Here is a 22,138-nt window from a genome sequence, read left to right as displayed (position 1 = left end):
TTTAATTTTCCGAATGTTCACCTTTTACACTGTCTTTCAAATCGCCTAACGGATAGTATGGAATCATGTTCTCATCCATCCATTTGTTAGCTTCCACCGGACTCATTTTCCATCCCGAGTTACAGGTTGAAACCACCTCAACAAATGAAGTTCCTTTTTTATCCAGTACATTCTGAATCGCTTTTTTCAGCGATCGTTTACATTTGCGAGCTGTAGCTGCAGTGTGCACCGCCTGGCGTGTTACATACGATGTTCCGGGCAGTTGAGCGATCAAATTGGTGATCTTCATCGGATAACCGTTTAAATCAACATTACGTCCATTAGGAGTAGTAGCTGTAACCATTCCTTCGAGTGTTGTTGGTGCCATTTGGCCACCGGTCATTCCGTAAATTCCATTATTGATGAAAATCACGAGAATATTCTCTCCACGGTTACAGGCGTGCATTATTTCGGCTGCTCCAATCGATGCCAAATCGCCATCGCCCTGATAGGTGAAAACAAAATTGTCAGGGTTTACGCGGGCAACACCGGTTGCCACTGCAGGTGCACGACCGTGAGCAGCTTCCTGCCAGTCAATATCGATATAATTGTAAGCAAAAACGGCACAACCTACAGGAGCAATACCAACGGTTTTTTCCTGAAGGCCCATTTCGTCAATTAATTCTGCAAGTATCTTATGAACTACTCCATGAGAACATCCCGGGCAGTAGTGCATAATATCGTCGTTCAGTAATTCCGACTTCTGATAAACCAGGTTTTCCGGTTTAATTATTTCTTTAATATCCATAATCTCCTCCGGTTTAGTAACTACGTTTAACTCCATAACTTAACTCCCATGAAAATTTTTCTTCCAATGCTTCTACTACCTCATCCGGTGTAGGAATAAGACCTCCCATACGACCGAAATAATTCACTCGTGCATTGCTTCCGGCCTCGTAAACCGATAGCTTGATATCTTCAACCATTTGTCCGGCGCTCATTTCAACCGAAAGGAAACCTTTGGCTTTACGCGCCAGTTCCTGTATGGCTTTTTTAGGGAACGGGAACAATGTAATCGGACGAAGCAATCCAACTTTTAATCCTTTTGCGCGGGCAATTTCCACTGCCTTTTGGCAAACACGTGCCGACGTTCCGAATGCTACAATTACAAATTCTGCATCGTCGCATTGAATAGCTTCGTAGCGCACCTCCTCTTCTTCCATCTTACGGTACTTCTCCTGGAAACGACGGTTATTTTCTTCCATTTTATCAGAATCCATCTCCAGCGAAGTCACAATGTTCTTTTTACGGTTGGCAGTTTTACCGGTTGTAGCCCAGTCGCTGCTCATTTCCAGAATCTCCTCTTTTGTCCAGCGTTGTTTCTGGTCGGCCAGTTCCACTTTTTCCATCATCTGGCCAATAGCACCATCGGCCAAAATCATTGCCGGATTTCGATATTTAAAGGCCAGTTCGAAACCAAGATCAACAAAGTCGTTCATTTCCTGAACCGATGCCGGTGCCAACACAATCATTTTATAATCGCCGTGACCACCACCTTTTACACTCTGAAAATAATCGGCCTGCGACGGCTGAATGGTTCCCAATCCGGGGCCGCCACGTTGCACGTTTACAATTAAACAAGGTAATTCTGCTCCGGCGATGTACGAGATTCCTTCGGCCATAAGGCTAATACCCGGGCTCGAAGAAGAAGTCATAACCTTTTTGCCGGTGGCAGCAGCACCGTAAACCATATTTATCGAAGCAACTTCACTTTCGGCTTGTAGTACCGTCATTCCTGTTTCATTCCAGGGCTGGCGCGCCATAAGTGTTTCCATCACTTCCGACTGAGGTGTTATGGGATAGCCAAAATAACCGTCGCATCCACAGCGGATGGCAGCCTCGGCCAACACCTCATTTCCTTTCATTAATCTTAATTCTCCCATATCTAATTTTTTAATTGTCGATTGTTGATTGATTAATCCTTAGTACTTTCAATTAATCCTTTCCTAACTGGCTTTTGCACGGTAAATCGTTATGCACGTATCCGGACAAACAACACCACAATTGGCGCATCCGATACAAGCATCAGGATTACTCATGTACGAGTAATGATACCCTTTGCTGTTTACCTCTTTGTGTAATGCCAATACATCGTGCGGACAAGCTTCCACACACAGACTGCAGCCTTTGCAGCCTTCCTTATCAACAACAACTGCTCCTTGTACTTTTGCCATTTTTCTATTGATTTTCTAACAAAATTAATAATCTGAACGACGTAAAAAACCCATAAAAATCAGCTTATTAGACTTTTATAACCAGTGGTTTGAGTTCTTAAATTTTAATGGATATTTTCTTTCAGATTCGAATTTTATCACCGTAAATTATTTTGAGTTTCTACTCTCATGACAAAACTATTTTATACAACATAAAATGTGTGCAACAATAGTTGCTTTCTAAGTCCGGATATTGAACAATATCTATTTTGTACACCAGCTACAGCAGGTATGCGGCGCCACTACAAATAAAAATTCTTTACTTTTGGTGGCATCAATACCATTTAAAATTTAAACCAATGAAGAAACTTTTGCTTTTCGTAATCCTTATTCCATTTTGGACTTTTGCACAAAACAAAATAACTCCACAGGCGGTAGTAAACCTAATGAAAGAAAACGTTACCTGCGATTGGGCCGAAACCACTGTTGATGTATTTAAAGTTGGCGATCCCGATACTGAAATAAAAGGTATTGCAGTTTGTATGTTCGCCGATATGCGTACCCTGCAAAAGGCAGTTGAAATGAATTGCAACTTTATTATTACCCACGAACCTATCTTTTATAATCACCTTGATGAAACCGATGCGTATGCAAACTACCCGGTTTATAATGAAAAGCGCAAATTCATCGAAGATCACCAATTAGTTGTATTTCGATTTCATGATCATATTCACATGACTAAACCCGATGGAATTTATGCCGGAATGATTGAAAAACTGGGTTGGCAGAATTACGCCGTTAACGATGAAGGCAGACTATATAAAATGCCGGAGAAGAAATTATCTGATTTCGCAGGTGAATTAAAAGATAAATTTGGCTTACAAACTGTTCGCGTAATAGGCAACCCAGATATGAAATTTACCAAAGTTGGTCTGGCAGTTGGGGCACCAGGTGGTGCTCGCCAAATTCAAATGCTTAATCTGCCCGACGTTGAAGTAATGTTAGCCGGCGAAGCAAGCGAATGGGAAACATACCTTTATGCCAATGATGCAACTACTTTAGGAAAGAATAAAGCCGTAATTTTTCTGGGGCATATAAAGTCGGAAGAGGCCGGCATGGATTATTGTGTGCAATGGCTAAAAGGATTTGTAAAAGGTGTGCCGGTTCATTTTATTGAGAATGATGCTAATTTTATGACATTCTGATTATTTTGCTGGATATTTGTACTATCCTAACGATTCATTTAGAAATAACTTCTTGTCTTTCCAGACGGGAAATCCTTTTTCCTATAGCTGAAAAAGGATTCAAAAAAGCCACCGCTGACGATAAAAAACTAAAAATAAATTCCTTTCACTAAAATCAAGAAACTCCTCCTTTTAGACCTTCATACTTCAGGTCTAACGAGCGTCGAACAGACTTGATTTTTTAACGTTCTCTCCCTTTATTTTCTTAACGCTTTTTCTCGAAGGCGGACTTGAGGGCAAGATTTGTGCGGACTCGTCAAAAATCCGTCAGTCGGGCCAATTGGCTACATTGAAAAAACGCAAAGGTTATTTTTTGATCCCGATAAAATCGGGACTTCCTTTTCATCGATTGGAATTGAGCAAAGCGAAATCGTGAACACCTCATATTTCTATTTCTGTGAACAAAAGAAAGAGCCCGTCTGGCTTGAAGACAATAGCACCATAATTTTGCTTCATATTCTTCATCTAGTAGGACGCCGTCCTCAAAAACAATAAGCCTTTATAATTTTTAGACTACAACATTTTAATCTAAAGCATAAAAAAATCCGGGCAAAACCCAGATTTTTTCGATATGGTTAGATTCGATGGTAAACTCGGTTATTCAAAATCACCTACATCTACATTTACTGCTTTGGTGATCTTACCAATATTTTGCGGATCGATTATTCCACTGATGCTGATCAATGCGTTGTCATCTCCTCCTACTACCAGAATCAGATCTGATATCTTACCGTTACCTGCATCGCGTGCCAGGAAACGAACGATTTCATCGTCTTCGGTTACTTCCATCAACACTTCAAAATCGTTGTTTTTGAAAAAACCATCAGCTTCCAATTCTTTGTAAAAATCAAGCTTTTCATTTAAGGCATCATCTTCCACCGACAGAATTCGAACGCCGTTCAATCCAGATAACAACTCCTGCGTGTCTTTGTCGCCTGTTTCAATCTGGGCAGCAAATCCCAGTAATTTACCGGAAATATTCACGGTGGTCATTCCCTTTTGGTTGGCATATTTGTCGAATAACTTGTCAACCGGGCTTTTTTGTGCAAATACTGCCATGGGCAATACAACTGCTAAAATCAATAATAACTTTTTCATGATATTCGTTTTTTTAATTGTTTGTACTTTTCTGTTTCCACTCAGAACTTGCAGAATGCGCGCCAACTACATCTTTTCTGAATGCTTTTTTCACTATTTTAAGTCGAAGCCGTCTGCTCATTACAAGCTGTCTAAATCCTGCAACGGGCTACTTGCTTCTGTCGCTTCTATTTTTTCAATTCCTTCGTAAAACTCTACTACCGGTTCGGTGGCTTTTTTAACAGGTTCACTTCCTTTTCTTAGCTTATCAAATTCGGCTAAGTGCGCCATTCCCGTGTTGTATTTACTGCCTACAAACTGCAGCGTTTTGGCTGCATAAGCATAAGCTTCTTCAGGATCTTTAAACGTATCGTCGTAAGGTTTTTGCTGCTCCTGGTAGAACAGGAAACCACCCAAAACAATGATCACTGTGGCGGCAATTCCGGTAACCGTTTTCCACATGGTGAGGTATTTCGTTTTATCGCGGTGTTCGTTTTCCAGAATATAATCCATCACATCGTCTTCAATGGTCGGATCATCTGCTGCTCCCGCCAATTCCGATATACCTCCGAAAAATTCGGTGTACTCTGCCAACTCTTCTGCCACTTCGCCCGACTGAAAATAAGCATTCAGTTGTTGCTCTCCAGCCTCTGTTGTTTCGCCATCAAAGTAGCGTTGCAGTAATCGTAGTATTTCTTGAACTTCCATCATTTCTATTCATTTTTAAATATTCATCGCGCACTTTTTTTCGTGCTCTCGAAAGGTTTACCCTTATCGCATTTCGTTGTAGTCCGGTGGCTTCTTCAATCTCGTCGTACGAGAGTTGTTCGATGTCGCGCATGTGCATTATATTTTGCTGCAATTCGGGCAGTTGCCCTATCAGCATTTTAATTTGCTTTGCCGACTCACCTAACTCAACTTTTGAATGAACGTCTATCGTTTTCGCCTTTAATCTTCGGTCTGTGTCTTCATCTATCGGAACGGTTTTATTCGCTCTAATTACATCGAGGCAGCGGTTTCGTGTCATTCGCATCGCAAAAGCCTCAATGTTTTCCACTTCGTCGAGCGTTTCCTTTCGTTGCCATAATTTAAGGAACACATCCTGCACCACATCGCGTGCCTGATCTTCGTCGTGTAAAAAGCGCGTTGCAAAACGAAGCAGCTTATTACTGACCGGTAGTACACTTATTTTAAAATCCTTGGCAACCATGTGCTCCTTTGTTTTGTTTTCGTTTTTTGCTTGTTTTCAAAGTTAAGACGCGGGACTTACAATTGCATTACATCGCTTGGTTATTTTTTTCATTAAAAACACGGTATAAAACAAAAAAGGCCGCCAATGGCGACCTTTCTTTATATCTCTTGAATAAACTTATCAATTCTTACATCAAACCTCTACCTTTCAGCAGTGGCTCAATTCCCGGTTCTTTTCCGCGGAACTGCAGGTACAATTTCATCGGATCGTCTGATCCACCTTTCGACAATACATTCGCGCGGAATGAAGCAGCGGTTTCCTGGTCAAACAAACCGTTTTCTTTAAACGCCTGGAAAGCATCTTTATCCAATACTTCGGCCCACAAATAAGCATAGTAACCAGAAGAATAACCTCCTGAGAAAATATGCGAGAAGTAGGTACTGCGATAACGTGGAGCAATTTGCGGAATCAATCCATATTTATCCATCGACGCTTTTTCGAAAGCCTCAACATCCATATTTGGCTCCACTTCATTTAAGGTATGGAAATCCATATCCAACAATCCGGCTGCCAGGAATTCGATTGTTGCAAAACCCTGGTTAAAGTGTGCTGCATTGTTGATTTTTGTAACTAACTCATCAGGAATTACTTCTCCTGTTTTATAGTGTTTTGCGTACAATGCCAACATTTCAGGTTCGAAAGCCCAGTTTTCCATAATTTGCGATGGAAGCTCAACAAAGTCGCGTGAAACCGAAGTTCCCGACAAAGTGTGTGTTTCGCAATTAGAAAGTAATCCGTGCAAACCGTGACCAAACTCGTGGAACATTGTAGTTACCTGATCCAAACTTAACAACGAAGGCATATCTTCTGTTGGAGCCGGGAAGTTACAAACGTTGGTAATTACCGGAATAACGTTTTCGCCATCGATCATTTCCTGTTTGCGGAAAGAGCTCATCCATGCTCCACCGCGTTTGCTTGGGCGTGCAAAATAGTCGGTATAAAAAATTCCGATGGTACTTCCATCAGCTTCTTTCACCTCGAAAACTTTTCCGTCTTTATGGTATTTCGGCAAATCAGTTCTTTCGCTGAAAGTGATTCCCCAAAGCTTATTAGCCAAAGTAAAAATACCTTTCTGTACGTTGTCAACCTGGAAATATGGTTTTACATCTTCTTCGCTCAATGCATATTTATCCTGACGTACTTTCTCGGCATAGTACCACCAATCCCAGCCTTCAATTTTAATGTTGGCGCCTTCTTTGTCGGCAATAGCCTGCATATCAACTACCTCTTGTTTTGCAACCGGAAGTGCTTTTTCCCAAACCTGAGTTAAAATATCGTATACATTTTCAGGATTTTTAGCCATGTTTTCGGCCAGAATGTATTCTGCATGGTTGTTGTAACCGAATAGTTTTGCACGCTCGCTACGTAATTCAGCAATGCGAGCAACAATTTTGTTGTTGTCGAACTCGTTGCCATTATCACCTTTCATGATGTAACCTTTGTACAACTTCTCGCGCAACTCGCGGTTTGGCGAATAAGTAAGGAACGGATACATACTTGGACGGCTAATGGTGAAAATCCATTTTCCCTCTTGTCCTTCTTCTTTTGCAGTGGCAGCAGCAGCCGAAACAGAAGACGCTGGCAGACCTTCCAAATCAGCCTCATCTTCGATAACCAGTTTGAAAGCGTTGTTATCTTTCAAAACGTGCTCTCCGAATTGTACCGACAGCGTTGCCAACTCACCATTAATCTCGCGCATGCTGGCTTTTTTATCAGCCGGAAGTTCAGCACCACCACGAACAAACGACTTGTATTTTTTCTCTAAAAAACGAGCTTCCTCAGTTGTCAGATCAAGGTTTTCACGTTGCTCGTATACCGCTTTCACTTTTTTGAATAAACCTTCATTCAGGTTGATATCGTCGTAGTGTGCCGATAAAAGCGGCTCGATATCCTTTTCAATTGCCTGAATACTGTCGTTAGTGTCTGCACTGCTCAAGTTACTGAACACATTACTTACGCGATTCAAAAACGATCCGGCTTTATCCAGCGCAACCATTGTATTTTCAAAAGTCGGCGCTTCCGGATTGTTTACAATTGCGTCAATTTCCTCTTTGTGCAAACGCATTCCCTCTGCAAAAGCAGGACGAAAATGTTCGTTTTCAATCTGATCAAACGGCGGAACACCAAATGGCGTGTCCCATTCCACAAAAAACGGATTCTCCATGTTACTTGTACTTTCTTTTTTCTGTGTTTGGCACGATGTGACCACCAAACCCAGGATAAAAACAAAAAATAGCAGTTTCTTCATTTCCCTAATATTAATGATAATTCAAATTTAGCTGCGCAAGATAATACTTTTCGCACCATTCATAAATGACAGAATTCAAGTTTTTTACGGTTTTAAATGCTTCAAGAAAGCTTTCAAATGCCTTTCCAGGTGGGAAATACTTTTTCCAGTAGCTGAAAAAGGTATTCAAAAAAGCCACCGCTGACGATAAAAAGCTAAAAATAAATTCCTTTCACTAAAATCAAGAAACTCCTCCTTTTAGCCCTTCATGCTTCAGGGCTAACGAGCGTCAAACAGACTTGATTTTTTGACGCTCTCTCCATTTATTTTCTTAACGCTTTTTCTCGAAGGCGGACTTGAGGGCAAATTTGGTGCGGGCTCGTCAAAAATCCGTCAGTCGGGCTAATTGGCTACATTGAAAAAACACAAAGGTTTTTTTTGACAAGATTTTTGGTTTCTTTTGATCGACTGCAAAAGAAACTGCCCGTCTGGCATGAAGACAAAAGCTACATTAGAAATTCTAAAATGGCTTTTATTACAGCCCTGCATTTATCCACTTCTAAATAAAAACCTAAAGCACTACATCCTAATCCGGATCACATAATTAAACAACTCACTATTATCCTTTTTTAATTCTTTGTGATTAGCAGAAAGCTGCTTATGTATATGTTATAAAAATCAGTACTTTTGTGCGATTCAAAAAAAATTGACAGAAAAATCATTATAAGATGAAAATTTCATATTCCTGGTTAAAAGATTACATTAAACTGGAACAATCGCCCGAAGAGATTTGCGACATTCTAACGCAAACCGGTTTAGAAGTTGGCGGTTTAGAAGAGGTTGAAACCGTAAAAGGTGGTTTGGCCGGATTGGTAATTGGAGAAGTTATTACCTGTGAGCAACATCCGAATTCAGATCATTTAAGCAAAACAACAGTAAACGTCGGCACCGAAGAAGTATTGCCGATTGTTTGCGGTGCACCAAACGTTGCGGCCGGACAAAAAGTGGTTGTGGCTACCGTTGGAACTACGCTTTATGATGGCGACCAGGAATTTAAAATTAAAAAATCAAAGATCCGTGGCGAAGTGTCGATGGGAATGATTTGTGCCGAAGATGAAATTGGTTTGGGACAAAACCACGACGGAATTATGGTACTTGATCCTCACGCAAAAGTGGGAATGCAGGCCAAAGATTATTTTAATGTGGAGTCGGATTGGGTAATTGAAATCGACCTTACTCCAAACCGTATCGACGGAGCGTCATTTATTGGAGCAGCCCGCGATTTGGCAGCCTTCCTGAAAAAGACACAGGACATTGAATATACAAAACCATCAGTTGACGACTTTAAAGTTGACAATAACGATCTGGTAATTCCGGTAAAAGTAGAAAATACCGAAGCTTGTCCGCGTTATGCTGCGGTAACTATTTCGGGAATTGAAGTAAAAGAATCGCCGGAGTGGTTGCAGAACCGATTAAAAATGATCGGGCTCACACCAATTAACAACGTAGTGGATATTACCAATTATGTATTATTCGAAACCGCTCAGCCTTTGCACGCTTTTGATGCCGATGAAATTACCGGCGGAAAAGTGATTGTAAAAACCCTGCCTGCAAAAACTAAGTTCACTACACTGGACGAAGTGGAACGCGAACTGGACGAAAACGATTTGATGATCTGCAATGCCGAAGAAGCCATGTGCATTGGTGGTGTTTTTGGCGGAATGAAATCGGGCATTAAGGAATCAAGTAAAAAAGTGTTTTTGGAAAGTGCTTATTTCGATCCGGTTTATATTCGTAAAACTGCCCGCCGTCATGGTTTGAACACGGATGCTTCATTCCGTTTCGAGCGCGGTGTTGATCCTAACGGACAAATTTATGCGCTTAAACGTGCCGCTTTAATGATTAAAGAAATTGCCGGAGGAACTATTTCTTCTGACATTATTGATATTTACCCGAATCCAATTGAGGATTTTAAAGTGAGTGTTTCGTTTGCAAACATTTCTCGTTTGATTGGTAAAGATCTGGGTGCTGATGCCGTAAAAAGCATTTTGGAATCGCTGGAAATTAAAATTGAAAGCGAGAACGAAACCGGTTTGGAATTACTTGTTCCGGCTTACCGTGTTGATGTAAAACGCGAAGCCGATGTTATTGAAGAGATCCTGAGAATATACGGATACAACAACATTGAAATTCCTACTCAGGTAAAATCGTCGTTGCAAACTGCCGACAAACCAAATCCTGACAGCGTTAAAAACCTTGTGGCAGAAATGCTGACTTCGCAGGGTTTTAACGAAATCTGGTCGAACTCGTTAACAAAATCGAGCTACTACGAAGGTTTGGAGCAGTACAAAGATGAGCAATCAGTAAAAATGCTGAACCCGTTGAGTGCGGACTTAAACGGAATGCGCCAAACGCTGTTATTCGGTGCACTTGAATGTATTGCATACAACGCCAACCGCCAGAATAAAAACCTGAAGATTTACGAATTCGGTAACACCTACTTTTACAAAGGCACGCAGTTAAAAGACCAGCCTGCCAATAATTATTGGGAAGAAAGTCACCTTGGATTGTTCGTAACAGGAAATAAGGAGGCGGAAAGCTGGACGATAAAAGAAGAAGCTGCTTCGTTCTACGGATTAAAATCATACGCTGAAAATATTCTGAAACGCCTTGGTTTATCTGCAGACAATATGCAGATTGACGATTGCGAGGACGAGTTGTTCAGCGAAGTGCTGGCTTACACTTTCAACAACAAAGTTGTTCTGAAATTGGGTATTGTTGCCGGAAAATGGTTGAAGAAATTCGAGATTGAGAATCCGGTTTATTACGCCGATTTCAATTGGGACAGTGTATTTAAAGCACACAAAAACCACAAAGTGCTGTTTAACGAGTTGTCTAAATTCCCGGCCGTTCGTCGCGATTTAGCCTTGTTGCTTGATAAATCAGTTAAGTTCAGCCAGCTGAAAGAAACTGCATTTAAAATGGAGCGTCAGCTACTACGCGAAGTTGACTTGTTCGATGTGTACGAAGGCAAAGGTGTACCTGATGGTAAAAAATCGTACGCCGTAAGTTTCATCCTGCGCGATGACAACAAAACACTAAAAGACAAGCAGATTGATAAATCCATGCAAAAGCTGATTATGGCTTTTCAAAGGGATTTTGGTGCTGAATTACGCTAAAATATCACCACATATAAACTAACTTGCATCCCGGATTAATTCCGGGATGTTTGTTTAAAGGAATTCGATAAAAGATGCAGAACCACACAAAAGGAATCGTTTACGCTGCAATAACAGCTTTCTTTTGGGGCTTTTTAGCTATCGCCTTAAAAGTTGCCGTGCGCAAAGTCGATCCGGTTACAGTGGTTTGGATTCGTTTTGTGGTGGCCTTTATTATTCTCGCCATCTGGCAGGCTTTTCAAACGCCGTCTTCCTTCAAAATTCTTATTAAACCTCCCCTCTTATTGATTTTTGCAGCTTTGGCACTCTCGTGGAATTACATGGGTTATATGTTGGGAATTCACCACACAACGCCCAGTAATGCGCAACTTTTTATTCAAACCGGACCGCTTATTTTAGCTGTTGCCGGCTTCCTTATTTTTAAAGAAAAACTGCTCCGAAACCAGGTCATTGGATTTTCAATTGCCATATTCGGATTTTCATTTTTCTACCGCGACCAGCTACAGGCCTTTTTCGAAACTGCCGGAACTTACCAACTCGGAATTCTCCTAACTATATCGGGTGCCGTTGCGTGGTCGGTTTATGCCATTTTGCAAAAGAAACTGGTTCGTACTTTTTCCGTCGACAGCCTGAACCTTGTATTGTTCGGACTTCCATCAATTTTGTACCTCCCGTTTATAAAGTTTGGTCCATTGCTTGAACTTAGCTGGAGCTGGTGGTTGCTTCTCATATTTTTAGGCGCCAACACTTTTATCGCTTACACCTGCATCGGGAAAGCCCTAAAATACACCGAAGCCAATAAAGTTAGTATCATCATTATTTTAAACCCGATGATCACTTTTATTACCATGGGAATTTTAACCGAGCTCAATGTTTCGTGGGTGGAACACGAGCGGTTTTCTGCCATTACAATTGTTGGTGCTGCACTAGTATTTATTGGCGCTGTTCTGGTGGCCCGTAAAAGCAAATCGCGCTAAACCATTTCAGCCATTTTATCGCCCCGCTTTAACATCTTAATTATATATGTTCTAAGCCAAAATTGTGTAACTAATTCCCCCGTTTTCGTATATACAAGAACAAAAGCGAAAGTCAACAACTTCTTACATATTGCATTGGGATACAACTTTTAACAAGAATAGCTATGAACTATAGATCGAATAGTATTCTGACACACATCCCTCAAAACCGTGATGGAGAAAGTATTTTAAAACAAGCCTTGTTTTTTACCAATGCGTTGAACATGCGCATCTTCCTTCTCGACGTCATAAAAACCGGGCCTGCATTTCTTCATAATCCAAAATCGAAACGAAACCAAATTCGCCACCAGGGTGCCCTGAACAAGTTTACAGAATTTGTAAAAAAGAGCCTGGGAACCGACATTCCAAATAACATAATTTTACGAATTGGCTGGGGAAAAATTATTAACACGTTGATCGCCGAATCGGAACGTGGTGGTTACGATTTTGTAATGATAGACAAAAGCAAACATGCCAATAACGAGCACTTTACACCCGCCGATATCAGCCGTTATGTGAGCAAGTCGTATTGCCCGGTACTGTCTGTCAACAAATCATATCCGGTAACTGAAATCAATAGTATCGTTGTTCCAATTGATATTTCTCAGCACACCAAAAAACGCTTGTATTGGGCTACATTTTTTGCAAAAAGAATGAAGGCAAAAATTCATATCGTTTCTGCACTTAACATCGATATTGAAGAGCGAAAAAGTTTAGCCTATAAAAATGCTGAGAAGTTAAAAACGATGCTTGAAAAACGTGGCGTTGAATGCGAGGTTCACATCTTAAAAGTGCACGACCAGGCCAACCACACAGCGGTGCTCAACTATATCGAGGAAGTGGATGCCGGAATGGTGATCATCCGTACGCACCAGGAATCGCGGTTCACCGGAAAAAAGATTGGAACCTTTGTTTCGGAAATTGTACACGGTTGTAAAAAACCGGTTTTTACTGTTGGCGGCGTCACCCAAAAATATGATCTGGATGCCATATAAAACCTGCTAAACCAAAAACTATGACTGACCGCATTGAAGAAATAACGCAAAAAATCTACAACGAGGGCATTACCAAAGCCAAAGACGATGCCAACCAGCTGATTGCTGAAGCAAAAGAAAAAGCCGATAGAATTATTCAGTCGGCGAAAAAAACACAGGAAGAAATTATTCGCAACGCACAAAAAAAAGCAGAGGAAGACAAAAAACGAACAGAAGCCGAATTACAACTGGCTGCGCGTCAGTTTATCAGTCATTTAAAACAACAAATTACCGAGCTTGTAAGTACGGCCCAAATCAATTCCCCGGTTAACGAAGCCTTTAACGACAGCGATTTCATCAAAAAGATCATACTCACATTACTTGAAAAGTGGGATCCGAAAGCCGGAAAAAACATGAATCTCAACCTGCTTCTTCCTCCCGATGATCAAAAAGAACTGACTGCTTTCCTGCAAAAAAAAGCAACCGAAGCCATGAATAACGGCATTGAAATTTCAGTGGATCCCAAATTAAAATCAGGTTTCAGAATTGGCCCAAAGGATGGCAGTTACCTCATCAGTTTCACCGCACAAGACTTTGCAAATTATTTTAAACAATACCTTAAAGACGGAACAAAAAAATTACTGTTTGATGCCGTTGAAACAGAGTAAGACCCCGAAAGGGAACTCTGCGAAAGTTGTGATACAACCATAAATTTTGAGCTAGTTACACCGGGCTTTAAATGATTTAATGACCATTTAAAATTCGGTTATGCTGATAAAAAGAGAATATTATTGTTTGATTGCCGGGCTTCCCGATTTGTTCTTCGACGAGAGCAAAACAACGGTTACCAGCAGCGTATTCAGGGAAGAACTGCAACACCAGCTTAGTCCGTCCGACTTTAAGTTGGTTGAATACCTCTTTTTACCTTTCGATAACCTGAATCTGCTCAACATTTTTTTCGGGCAGAACAATCCAAACTTCTACCCCGGCAACATTACCAAACACGAATTGGAATTTCAGTTTTCGCCTGAGAACGAAGAAATTGAGCTGCCGGAGTATATGAAAACATTTTTATGCTGGATGAAAGGCGTGGATAAAAAACAGGCTGATTTAGAGGATAAAAATATCCTTACCACTTTGTTTTACGAACACGCAATTGACTGCCCAAATTCATTTCTGCAGAATTGGTTTCGTTTTGAGCTCAACCTGAAAAATATATTTACCGCTTTTAACTGCAAAAAATACAACTACGAGCCGGAAACACATTTACTGGAAGTTGAAGGCGAATGTGTGGTCTATTCGCTTCTCATCGAAAACAAACTAAAAGCGGATTATTTCGAGGAGCTGCTCCCCTTCCACGACGAGCTTTTTAAGATTGCCGAATCGAATGTGGAATGGATGGAAAAGGAAAAAGCAGTGGATAAAATCAAATGGGAATACCTGGATGAAAATACCTTCTTCAACTTTTTCACCATCGAGAAGGTGCTGGCTTTTACCATAAAACTCCAGCTAATCGAACGGTGGATGAAACTGGACAAAGAAACAGGAAAGCAGTTGCTCGACAAACTAATTGACGAATTATTAACGAGTTATGAATTCCCTGCGGAGTTCAGCTTGACTAAATAAAACAATATGGCTACAACAGGAAAAGTTGTCGGAATAATATCAAACCTGGTGGTGGTTAAAGTTAGTGGCCCGGTTTCGCAAAACGAGATCTGCTACATTAATCACGACGCTGTAAAATTGATGGCGGAGGTGATTCGTATTGGTTCCGAAAACGCCTACATACAAGTTTTTGAAAGCACGCGAGGATTAAAAACCGGAACTCCTGTAGAATTCACGGGGCACATGCTGGAAGCGACTCTTGGCCCCGGAATTCTATCGAAAAATTTTGACGGCCTTCAACACGATCTCGATAAAATGGAAGGTGTCTTCCTGCAAAAAGGCGATTACACTCACCCTTTGGAAGTGGACAAAGACTGGAGTTTTAAACCACTTGCAAAAGTTGGCGATGAAGTAGAGGCCGGATCGTGGTTGGGAGAAGTTACCGAAAACTGGATCGCACATAAAATTATGGTGCCTTTTAAATTTAAAGGCGATTTTAAAGTGAAGAAAATTGTAGTTGCAGGCGATTATAAAATTGAGGATACCATTGCCATTTTGGAAGACGAGGACGGTAATGAACATGAAGTTTCCATGATTCAAAAATGGCCGGTAAAAGTCCCGATCAAGACTTACAAGAATAAACCACGCCCGGCTAAATTCCTCGAAACCGGAATCCGGGTCATCGACAGTTTCACACCAATTGTTGAAGGAGGAACAGGTTTTATTCCCGGCCCATTTGGAACAGGAAAAACCGTTCTGCAACACGCCCTGTCGAAACAAGCCGATGCCGACATGATCGTGGTTGCAGCCTGCGGCGAGCGTGCCAACGAAGTGGTAGAAATATTTGCTGAATTTCCGGAGCTGGACGACCCGCGCACCGGTCGTAAACTCATGGAGCGCACCACTATTATTGCCAACACTTCTAACATGCCCGTGGCTGCCCGCGAAGCATCGGTTTACACGGCTATGACAATTGCTGAGTATTACCGTTCGATGGGACTGAAAATATTGTTGCTGGCCGACTCCACCTCGCGCTGGGCACAGGCTTTACGCGAAATGTCGAATCGCATGGAAGAACTTCCCGGTCCCGACGCATTCCCGATGGATTTGCCGGCCATTATCTCCAATTTTTACTCGCGTGCCGGCTTTGTAAATCTGAATAATGGAGAAACCGGATCGGTAACTTTTATTGGAACCGTTTCGCCGGCCGGTGGTAACCTGAAAGAACCGGTTACCGAAGCCACCAAAAAAGCAGCGCGGTGTTTTTATGCCCTGTCGCAAAACCGTGCCGACAGTAAACGCTACCCCGCCATCGATGCAGTGGAGAGTTACTCGAAATACCTCGAATATCCGGAGTATGTCGATTATGTATCCAAAGCCATTTCGCCAAAGTGGGTAGACAATATTCTTGAGGCCCGAAACATCCTTGTGCGCGGACGCGAAACTTACGAACAAATAAATATTCTGGGAGATGATGGTGTACCGATTCATTATCACGAAACATTCTGGAAATCGGAGGTGATCGATTTTGTAATTCTGCAGCAAGATGCTTTTGACAAGATTGATGCATCAACCCCCATTGAACGCCAGCAATACATGCTCGAAAAAGTACTGAACATCAATAATACCAAATTTGCTTTCGAGCATTTTGAGGAAGTGAATCCCTACTTCAAAAAAATAATAAACGTGCTGAAACAGATGAATTATTCCGAGTTTGAATCGGAACAATTCAAAAAATTTGAAAAGGAATTGGGAGAGATAATAAACGAAAAAGCAGTTGTTGAAACCAAACAAATATAAATGCGAAGAGAATGGAAACTACAGCTTTTCAGAAAATACATACCAAAGTTGATCAGATAACGAAAGCAACCTGCTCGTTACACGCCACAGGGGTTGGCAACGAGGAAATGGCCCTTGTAAACGACCGATTGGCGCAGGTAGTTAAAATTGAAGGCGACCTGGTAACGCTGCAGATTTTTTCGGGAACGGAAGGAATTCCTACCAATGCAGAAGTAGTTTTTCTGGGTCACGCTCCGCAACTTGCTGTGGGCGACGAGCTGGCCGGACGATTCTTTAACGCATATGGTCAACCAATTGACGGCGGCCCCGAAATTGACGGCAAGTTGATAGAAATTGGTGGCCCCTCGGTTAATCCTGTTCGCCGTAAACAGCCCTCGGAATTGATTGCGACAGGAATTGCAGGAATCGACCTGAACAACACGCTGGTAACCGGACAGAAAATTCCGTTTTTTGCCGATCCCGACCAGCCTTATAACCAGGTTATGGCAATGGTAGCTTTACGTGCAAAAGCCGATAAAATCATTTTGGGCGGCATGGGAATTACCAACGATGATTACCTGTTTTTCAAAAACCTTTTTGAAAATGCAGGAGCCATCGACCGTATTATCAGTTTTGTAAATACCACCGAAAATCCTCCTGTTGAGCGTTTGCTGGTTCCGGATATGGCGCTGTCGGCTGCTGAATATTTTGCAGTTGAAAAGAATCAAAATGTACTGGTACTTCTCACCGATATGACTTTGTATGCCGATGCGCTAAGTATCGTTTCAAACCGAATGGATCAGATCCCGTCGAAAGACAGCATGCCCGGTTCGTTGTACAGCGATCTGGCCAAATTGTATGAAAAAGCGGTGCAGTTCCCCGATGGTGGTTCAATAACCATTATAGCTGTCACCACACTTTCGGGCGGCGACATTACGCACGCCATTCCCGACAACACCGGCTACATTACTGAAGGACAACTCTTCCTTCGTAAAGAAACCGACATTGGCAAAGTTATCATCGATCCGTTCCGAAGTTTATCGCGCCTGAAACAGCTGGTAATTGGCAAAAAAACACGCGAAGATCATCCACAGGTAATGAATGCAGCTATCCGGTTGTACGCCGATGCTGCAAACGCCAAAACCAAAATTGAAAATGGTTTCGATCTGACCGATTACGACAAACGCACCATGAGTTTTGCCAAAGATTATGCAAACGAATTGCTTGCCATCGACATTAATATTGAAATCGACACGATGATAGATACGGCATGGAAACTATTCGATAAATATTTCTCGCACGCCGAAACAGGCATAAAAGCCGAGTTGGTGGAGAAATATGGAAAACAGATAAAATGAAACATTAAATGGAGTTGTTATGGAAAATCAATTAGTTACAATCCTTAGGATTTCGACACCCCAGCTCGGGTCTTTTGTAAAAGATAAGCTGGAGGAGAAAGGGATTGAAGTATTTTTCACCAATGAGGGTATGGTCCCCGGTGAGCGATACAATCCCGATGAAGTGCTACTAAAAGTGAAGGCCCGGCAATCGGAAAAAGCCATTGCCCGACTTTTGCAGCTACACAAAGATTACGACCTCGATAAAGTTAAAGACGACGTGAGTTTTACCAACCTGCGAAAAATTCTCCTTCCGGTAAAACTCAGCGAAGACTGCATCGATCTGTGTAAATATGCCATTGGGCTGGCCTTAAAACAAAATGCTGAGATTAAGGTTTTGTACGTTTATCCCGATCCTAATTTTAACGAGCCCAGACGCTATACGACCTCGTGGGAAAAGTATGTAAAAATGGAGCTGAAGGAAGCCCACAAAAAGGCGCAGCAGAAACTGGTAGAATTTAGTCGGGAACTTAAAAAACAGGTTCCGCCCGAACTTTTTAATGCAGTAAAATTGCACTACCGAATGCTAAAAGGAACGCCCGAAAACGTAATCACCGCCTCGTGTAAACGCTACAATCCCGATATCATTTTAATGGGAACACGAGCCACAAAACATGCCGATGGTGAGTTTCTTGGAAAAACGCTGATCAAGGTGATAGAACAAACGAATCATTCGGTTTTGGCAGTTCCTTTATCGGCCGTTTTTAAAGGAAAAGAACAGGTAAACGTGATGTACTCCACCGATTTTTATGATTCTGATAATTCGTCGCTAAACAAATTACTGAAGATATTGGAACCGATTAAGAAAAAAATCTATTGCGTTCATTTTGATATACAAAATGATGCGCAGCACCAGCAAAAAGTGAAGGAATTAAACGCAATGCTCGAGCGAGATTACAGCGATTACCATATAAGATGTGAGCTTTTTGAGAGTAAAAACCTGATTAAAGGAATTGAGGAATTTGTTGCTCAGAAAGACATCGACATTATTTCGCTTTCGAAAATAAAACACTCGGGCTTTTACAAACTGTTCCACACCGACCTGGTATCAACACTCGTGGCAAAAGCAAATATTCCAATTCTGGTATTTCCGGTGTAAACTTTAAAATAAAAAATTGGCTATAAAATTTCAATATAATAAAACGTCTCTGCACAACCTGAATAAACAACTGAAGATCAGGCTAAAGGCGCTACCTACCTTAAAAAACAAGGAAGCCGCTCTTCGTTTGGAGGTTAAAAAAGCAAAAGACCAAACCGTTGATCTTGAAGAGCAATTGCAAATGAAGATACGCGAAGAGGAACTTTCGGCGGGGTTGTGGAACGAGTTTTTACCCGAATTAATACGAATTGAAAACGTGAGTATTTCGAGCAAAAAAATTGCGGGAGTCTCTATTCCTGTTATGAACGAAATAATTTTTAAGGAGAAAGATTTTAGCCTTTTTTCAAAACCTGATTGGTTTCCGGCAGGAATTTCGTTTGTAAAAGAAGTGGCACGAATTGTTACCGCGCGCGAGTTTTATGCACGCAAAATGGCTTTGCTCGACAGGGCCAGAAAAAAAACAACACAAAAGGTAAATCTCTACGAAAAAGTACAGATTCCGGGTTACGAAGATGCGATCAGGAAAATTAAACGATTTCTGGAAGACGAGGAAAACCTTTCGAAATCGGCACAAAAAATTGTAAAAAAACGACAGCAGAAACAAAAAGCAACGGCAGTATGATCGTTCCGATGTTAAAATATACATTTCTGGTTTTTCACAGGGAATACGAAGATTTTCTGATTGAACTGAACAGACTGGGACTTGTCCACATTGCAGAGCATGACGTTGAGCTTTCGGAAGCAACCACAAAAAAAGTTGCCGAATTGCATAAATACGAACGAGCAATAAGTTTTCTGCAGAAAATAGAAAGTGAAACAACCGAAAAACCAAAAATAAATTCGGCGCCGAAAATTCTTGACGACCTGACCGAGAAACAAAAAGAGCTGGAAGAATTGGAAGGCCATTTGGAGTCCTTAAATAAAGCTGCGCAAAAAGCATTACCATGGGGAAATTTTTCGCCTGATTTAATCGAGCAGCTAAAAACTGAAAGAATCCATTTACTTTTTTATAGTACCTCAAAAAAGAGATTCATTGAGCTGGAACAAAACAATCAGCCGATAGCAATTATTTCAGAAACGGCCAGCCAGGTGCGATTTGTGTACATCCAACAGAACGAAGAAGATATTGATATTGATGCAGAACTGCTTGAATTACCACCTCTGCCCCATTCAGCAATTGAAAAGCTGATTCGGGAAACGGAAGAACGAATAAAAGCGATCAACACAACTTTTAACTGCTACGCCAACAACTCCATTTATTTGCTGGAAGAACAAAAAACAACGCTGATTCGATCGCTGGAATTCGACAAGGTAATTCGAAATACTTTCAAAGAGGCTGAGGACAAATTAATGGTACTTGAAGGATGGGTTCCGCACACCAAAACACCCGCTCTGAACCAATTTTTAAAAGACAGCGATGCGGTTTATTTTTCGCGCAAAGCCAAACCCGACGACAAAATTCCGGTGTTACTTAAAAACAACCGTTTTGGTAAACTCTTCGAGCCGATCGGATCCATGTTCTCATTACCCGATTACGCCGAGCTCGATTTAACTGTATTTTTTGCGCCGTTTTTTATGCTGTTCTTTGGTTTTTGTCTGGGCGACGCCGGCTACGGATTACTGTTTGTTATTGGCGCAGGTTTGTATAAACTAAAAGCCAAACCGGAAGTTAAACCGTATTTAAGCCTGATTCAGTTTTTAGGTATTGCTACAATTCTATTCGGAGCCATTTCAGGAACTTTCTTTGGCATTAATCTTATTGACACAGATTTTGCCTTAACCGAAAAGGTTCAGCATCTTTTCCTTAACCCGGACAAGATGTTTAACCTGGCGCTGATACTGGGCGGCATACAAATCATTTTTGGACTGTTTATAAAAGCCGCCAACCAAACCAAACAGTTTGGTTTCAGCTACGCGCTGGCAACTTATGGCTGGCTGGTCATTCTCATTGGAAGCATTGTTTACACAGTGCTATCCGGAGCCGAAATCATCCCAAAAAACAAAACCATTTTATATGGAATACTGGCACTGGGCGGATTTTTCATTCTCTTTTTCAGTGATCCGGGCGTGAATGTTTTTGCCCGCATCGGCAAAGGCGTTTGGGATGTGTACTCAACCGTTACAGGCATTTTTGGCGACCTTCTTTCGTACATCCGTCTGTTTGCATTGGGTTTATCGAGCGCCATTTTAGGTTTTGTAATCAACGATATTGGCTTACAGATTTTAGGATCGTCGAAGATTATAGGCCCTGTATTTTTTGTGATTTTTCTATTACTGGGACACACTTTAAATATTCTTATTTCGTCGCTTGGCTCGTTTGTTCACCCCATGCGTTTAACCTTTGTAGAGTTTTACAAAAATGCTGGTTTTAAAGGCGGCGGCGAAGAATACAAGCCGTTTGGAAGGATAAATAATAAAGGATGAAGGATAATAGATGAAGGATTAATTAGAAAAATATAAAACAATAAACTTTAAACAACTACAACTATGACAACTGCAGTTATTTTAGCCTACATAGGTTTAGCAATAATGCTCATTTTTTCAGGTGTTGGAAGTGCTGTTGGCGTCTCAAAAGGAGGAAATGCAACAGTTGGCGCACTCAAGAAGAAACCCGACAAATTTGGTAGTTACCTGCTACTGAGCGCTTTGCCCGGGACGCAGGGATTATACGGTTTTGCGGGCTTTTTTATCATCAACAGCCAGGGAATTATTGCAGCCGACATGACCATGCTGCAAGGCGTAGCAATAATGGCAGCCGGATTAACACTGGGTTTTGTTGGATTTTTCTCTGCACTAAACCAGGGAGCGGTAACCTCAAACGGAATTGCCGGCATCGGATCGGGTCACGATATTTTTGGAAAAACTATGGTACTGGCCGTATTTCCGGAATTGTATGCGATTATTGCTTTTGCCGCTACTTTTTTAATTAGTATGAGTTTGTAGGTAAAACGAGAAATTCTGTTGGGAACCTGTTTCTGAAAAGGCATAAAAAAAGGGAACAACTTTTCAGTTATTCCCTTTTGTGGGAAGAGCAGGATTCGAACCTACGAAGGCTGAGCCAACAGATTTACAGTCTGCCCCGTTTGACCGCTTCGGT

General features: G+C 41.5%; 19 protein-coding genes. 12 read left to right on the top strand and 7 right to left on the bottom strand.

The window, feature by feature from the left end; genetic code table 11:
• Position 1: 1 nt before the first annotated feature.
• The 3 genes from QZ576_RS20890 to QZ576_RS20880 all read right to left on the bottom strand — a co-directional run bounded on the left by QZ576_RS20890 (position 2) and on the right by QZ576_RS20880 (position 2,213).
• Positions 2–823 (bottom strand): thiamine pyrophosphate-dependent enzyme, encoded by an 822-nt coding sequence (locus QZ576_RS20890; RefSeq protein ID WP_297101073.1) that lies wholly within the window; start codon positions 821–823, stop codon positions 2–4.
• Positions 801–1,922 carry a 3-methyl-2-oxobutanoate dehydrogenase subunit VorB gene (locus tag QZ576_RS20885; RefSeq protein ID WP_297101068.1) on the bottom strand — a complete coding sequence of 374 codons (1,122 nt, stop codon included), beginning with the start codon at positions 1,920–1,922 and terminating at the stop codon, positions 801–803. The genes QZ576_RS20890 and QZ576_RS20885 overlap by 23 nt, the downstream gene beginning before the upstream one ends.
• 63 nt (positions 1,923–1,985) lie before the next feature.
• Positions 1,986–2,213, bottom strand: coding sequence for a ferredoxin family protein (locus QZ576_RS20880; protein WP_297101065.1), 228 nt, complete (start codon positions 2,211–2,213; stop codon positions 1,986–1,988).
• 338 nt (positions 2,214–2,551) lie between these two features.
• Between QZ576_RS20880 and QZ576_RS20875 the strand changes: the two genes are divergently transcribed.
• A complete protein-coding gene (locus QZ576_RS20875) occupies positions 2,552–3,397 on the top strand; it encodes a Nif3-like dinuclear metal center hexameric protein (RefSeq protein WP_297101062.1) in 846 nt (281 codons plus the stop codon).
• 636 nt (positions 3,398–4,033) lie between these two features.
• Here QZ576_RS20875 and QZ576_RS20870 read toward each other — a convergent pair.
• From QZ576_RS20870 to QZ576_RS20855, 4 genes are all read right to left on the bottom strand, one after another.
• Entirely contained in the window at positions 4,034–4,534 is a 501-nt protein-coding gene (locus tag QZ576_RS20870) for a DUF4252 domain-containing protein (protein WP_297101059.1), read from the bottom strand.
• A 120-nt stretch (positions 4,535–4,654) separates the two neighbouring features.
• Positions 4,655–5,224 (bottom strand): hypothetical protein, encoded by a 570-nt coding sequence (locus tag QZ576_RS20865; protein ID WP_297101057.1) that lies wholly within the window; start codon positions 5,222–5,224, stop codon positions 4,655–4,657.
• Positions 5,178–5,723 carry a sigma-70 family RNA polymerase sigma factor gene (locus QZ576_RS20860; RefSeq protein ID WP_297101054.1) on the bottom strand — a complete coding sequence of 182 codons (546 nt, stop codon included), beginning with the start codon at positions 5,721–5,723 and terminating at the stop codon, positions 5,178–5,180. The genes QZ576_RS20865 and QZ576_RS20860 overlap by 47 nt, the downstream gene beginning before the upstream one ends.
• A 169-nt stretch (positions 5,724–5,892) precedes the next feature.
• Entirely contained in the window at positions 5,893–8,013 is a 2,121-nt protein-coding gene (locus QZ576_RS20855; RefSeq protein WP_297101051.1) for a M3 family metallopeptidase, read from the bottom strand.
• 707 nt (positions 8,014–8,720) lie between these two features.
• On the opposite strand from QZ576_RS20855, the gene pheT reads away from it, so the two are divergent.
• The 11 genes from pheT (at position 8,721) to QZ576_RS20800 (ending at position 21,984) form a co-directional block, all read left to right on the top strand.
• The gene (gene pheT, locus QZ576_RS20850) at positions 8,721–11,171 is read left to right on the top strand and encodes a phenylalanine--tRNA ligase subunit beta (protein WP_297101047.1); all 2,451 of its coding nucleotides are present in this window, start codon (positions 8,721–8,723) and stop codon (positions 11,169–11,171) included.
• Between the two features lie 74 nt (positions 11,172–11,245).
• Positions 11,246–12,148, top strand: coding sequence for a DMT family transporter (locus QZ576_RS20845; RefSeq protein ID WP_297101044.1), 903 nt, complete (start codon positions 11,246–11,248; stop codon positions 12,146–12,148).
• A gap of 164 nt (positions 12,149–12,312) precedes the next feature.
• Positions 12,313–13,182 carry a universal stress protein gene (locus tag QZ576_RS20840; RefSeq protein ID WP_297101041.1) on the top strand — a complete coding sequence of 290 codons (870 nt, stop codon included), beginning with the start codon at positions 12,313–12,315 and terminating at the stop codon, positions 13,180–13,182.
• Between the two features lie 20 nt (positions 13,183–13,202).
• Positions 13,203–13,829, top strand: a complete 627-nt coding sequence (locus QZ576_RS20835; RefSeq protein WP_297101038.1) for a V-type ATP synthase subunit E — start codon at positions 13,203–13,205, stop codon at positions 13,827–13,829.
• Positions 13,830–13,929: 100 nt separating this feature from the next.
• Complete coding sequence (locus tag QZ576_RS20830) at positions 13,930–14,787, top strand: DUF2764 family protein (protein WP_297101035.1); 858 nt, start codon at positions 13,930–13,932, stop codon at positions 14,785–14,787.
• Positions 14,788–14,793: 6 nt separating this feature from the next.
• Positions 14,794–16,566, top strand: a complete 1,773-nt coding sequence (locus QZ576_RS20825; RefSeq protein ID WP_297101032.1) for a V-type ATP synthase subunit A — start codon at positions 14,794–14,796, stop codon at positions 16,564–16,566.
• 11 nt (positions 16,567–16,577) lie between these two features.
• Positions 16,578–17,903, top strand: coding sequence for a V-type ATP synthase subunit B (locus QZ576_RS20820; RefSeq protein ID WP_297101029.1), 1,326 nt, complete (start codon positions 16,578–16,580; stop codon positions 17,901–17,903).
• Positions 17,904–17,922: 19 nt separating this feature from the next.
• A complete protein-coding gene (locus tag QZ576_RS20815) occupies positions 17,923–19,041 on the top strand; it encodes a universal stress protein (protein WP_297101026.1) in 1,119 nt (372 codons plus the stop codon).
• 16 nt (positions 19,042–19,057) lie between these two features.
• Positions 19,058–19,663 carry a V-type ATP synthase subunit D gene (locus QZ576_RS20810; RefSeq protein WP_297101023.1) on the top strand — a complete coding sequence of 202 codons (606 nt, stop codon included), beginning with the start codon at positions 19,058–19,060 and terminating at the stop codon, positions 19,661–19,663.
• Complete coding sequence (locus tag QZ576_RS20805) at positions 19,660–21,465, top strand: V-type ATPase 116kDa subunit family protein (protein WP_297101021.1); 1,806 nt, start codon at positions 19,660–19,662, stop codon at positions 21,463–21,465. The genes QZ576_RS20810 and QZ576_RS20805 overlap by 4 nt, the downstream gene beginning before the upstream one ends.
• Positions 21,466–21,528: 63 nt before the next feature.
• The gene (locus tag QZ576_RS20800; RefSeq protein ID WP_297101018.1) at positions 21,529–21,984 is read left to right on the top strand and encodes a V-type ATP synthase subunit K; all 456 of its coding nucleotides are present in this window, start codon (positions 21,529–21,531) and stop codon (positions 21,982–21,984) included.
• Positions 21,985–22,138: the final 154 nt, after the last annotated feature.

The sequence above is a fragment of the uncultured Draconibacterium sp. genome (genome assembly GCF_913060805.1).
Lineage (GTDB): Bacteria > Bacteroidota > Bacteroidia > Bacteroidales > Prolixibacteraceae > Draconibacterium.
Note: the sequence above shows the minus strand (reverse complement) of the source record. Positions and strands in the feature narration are given on the sequence as shown.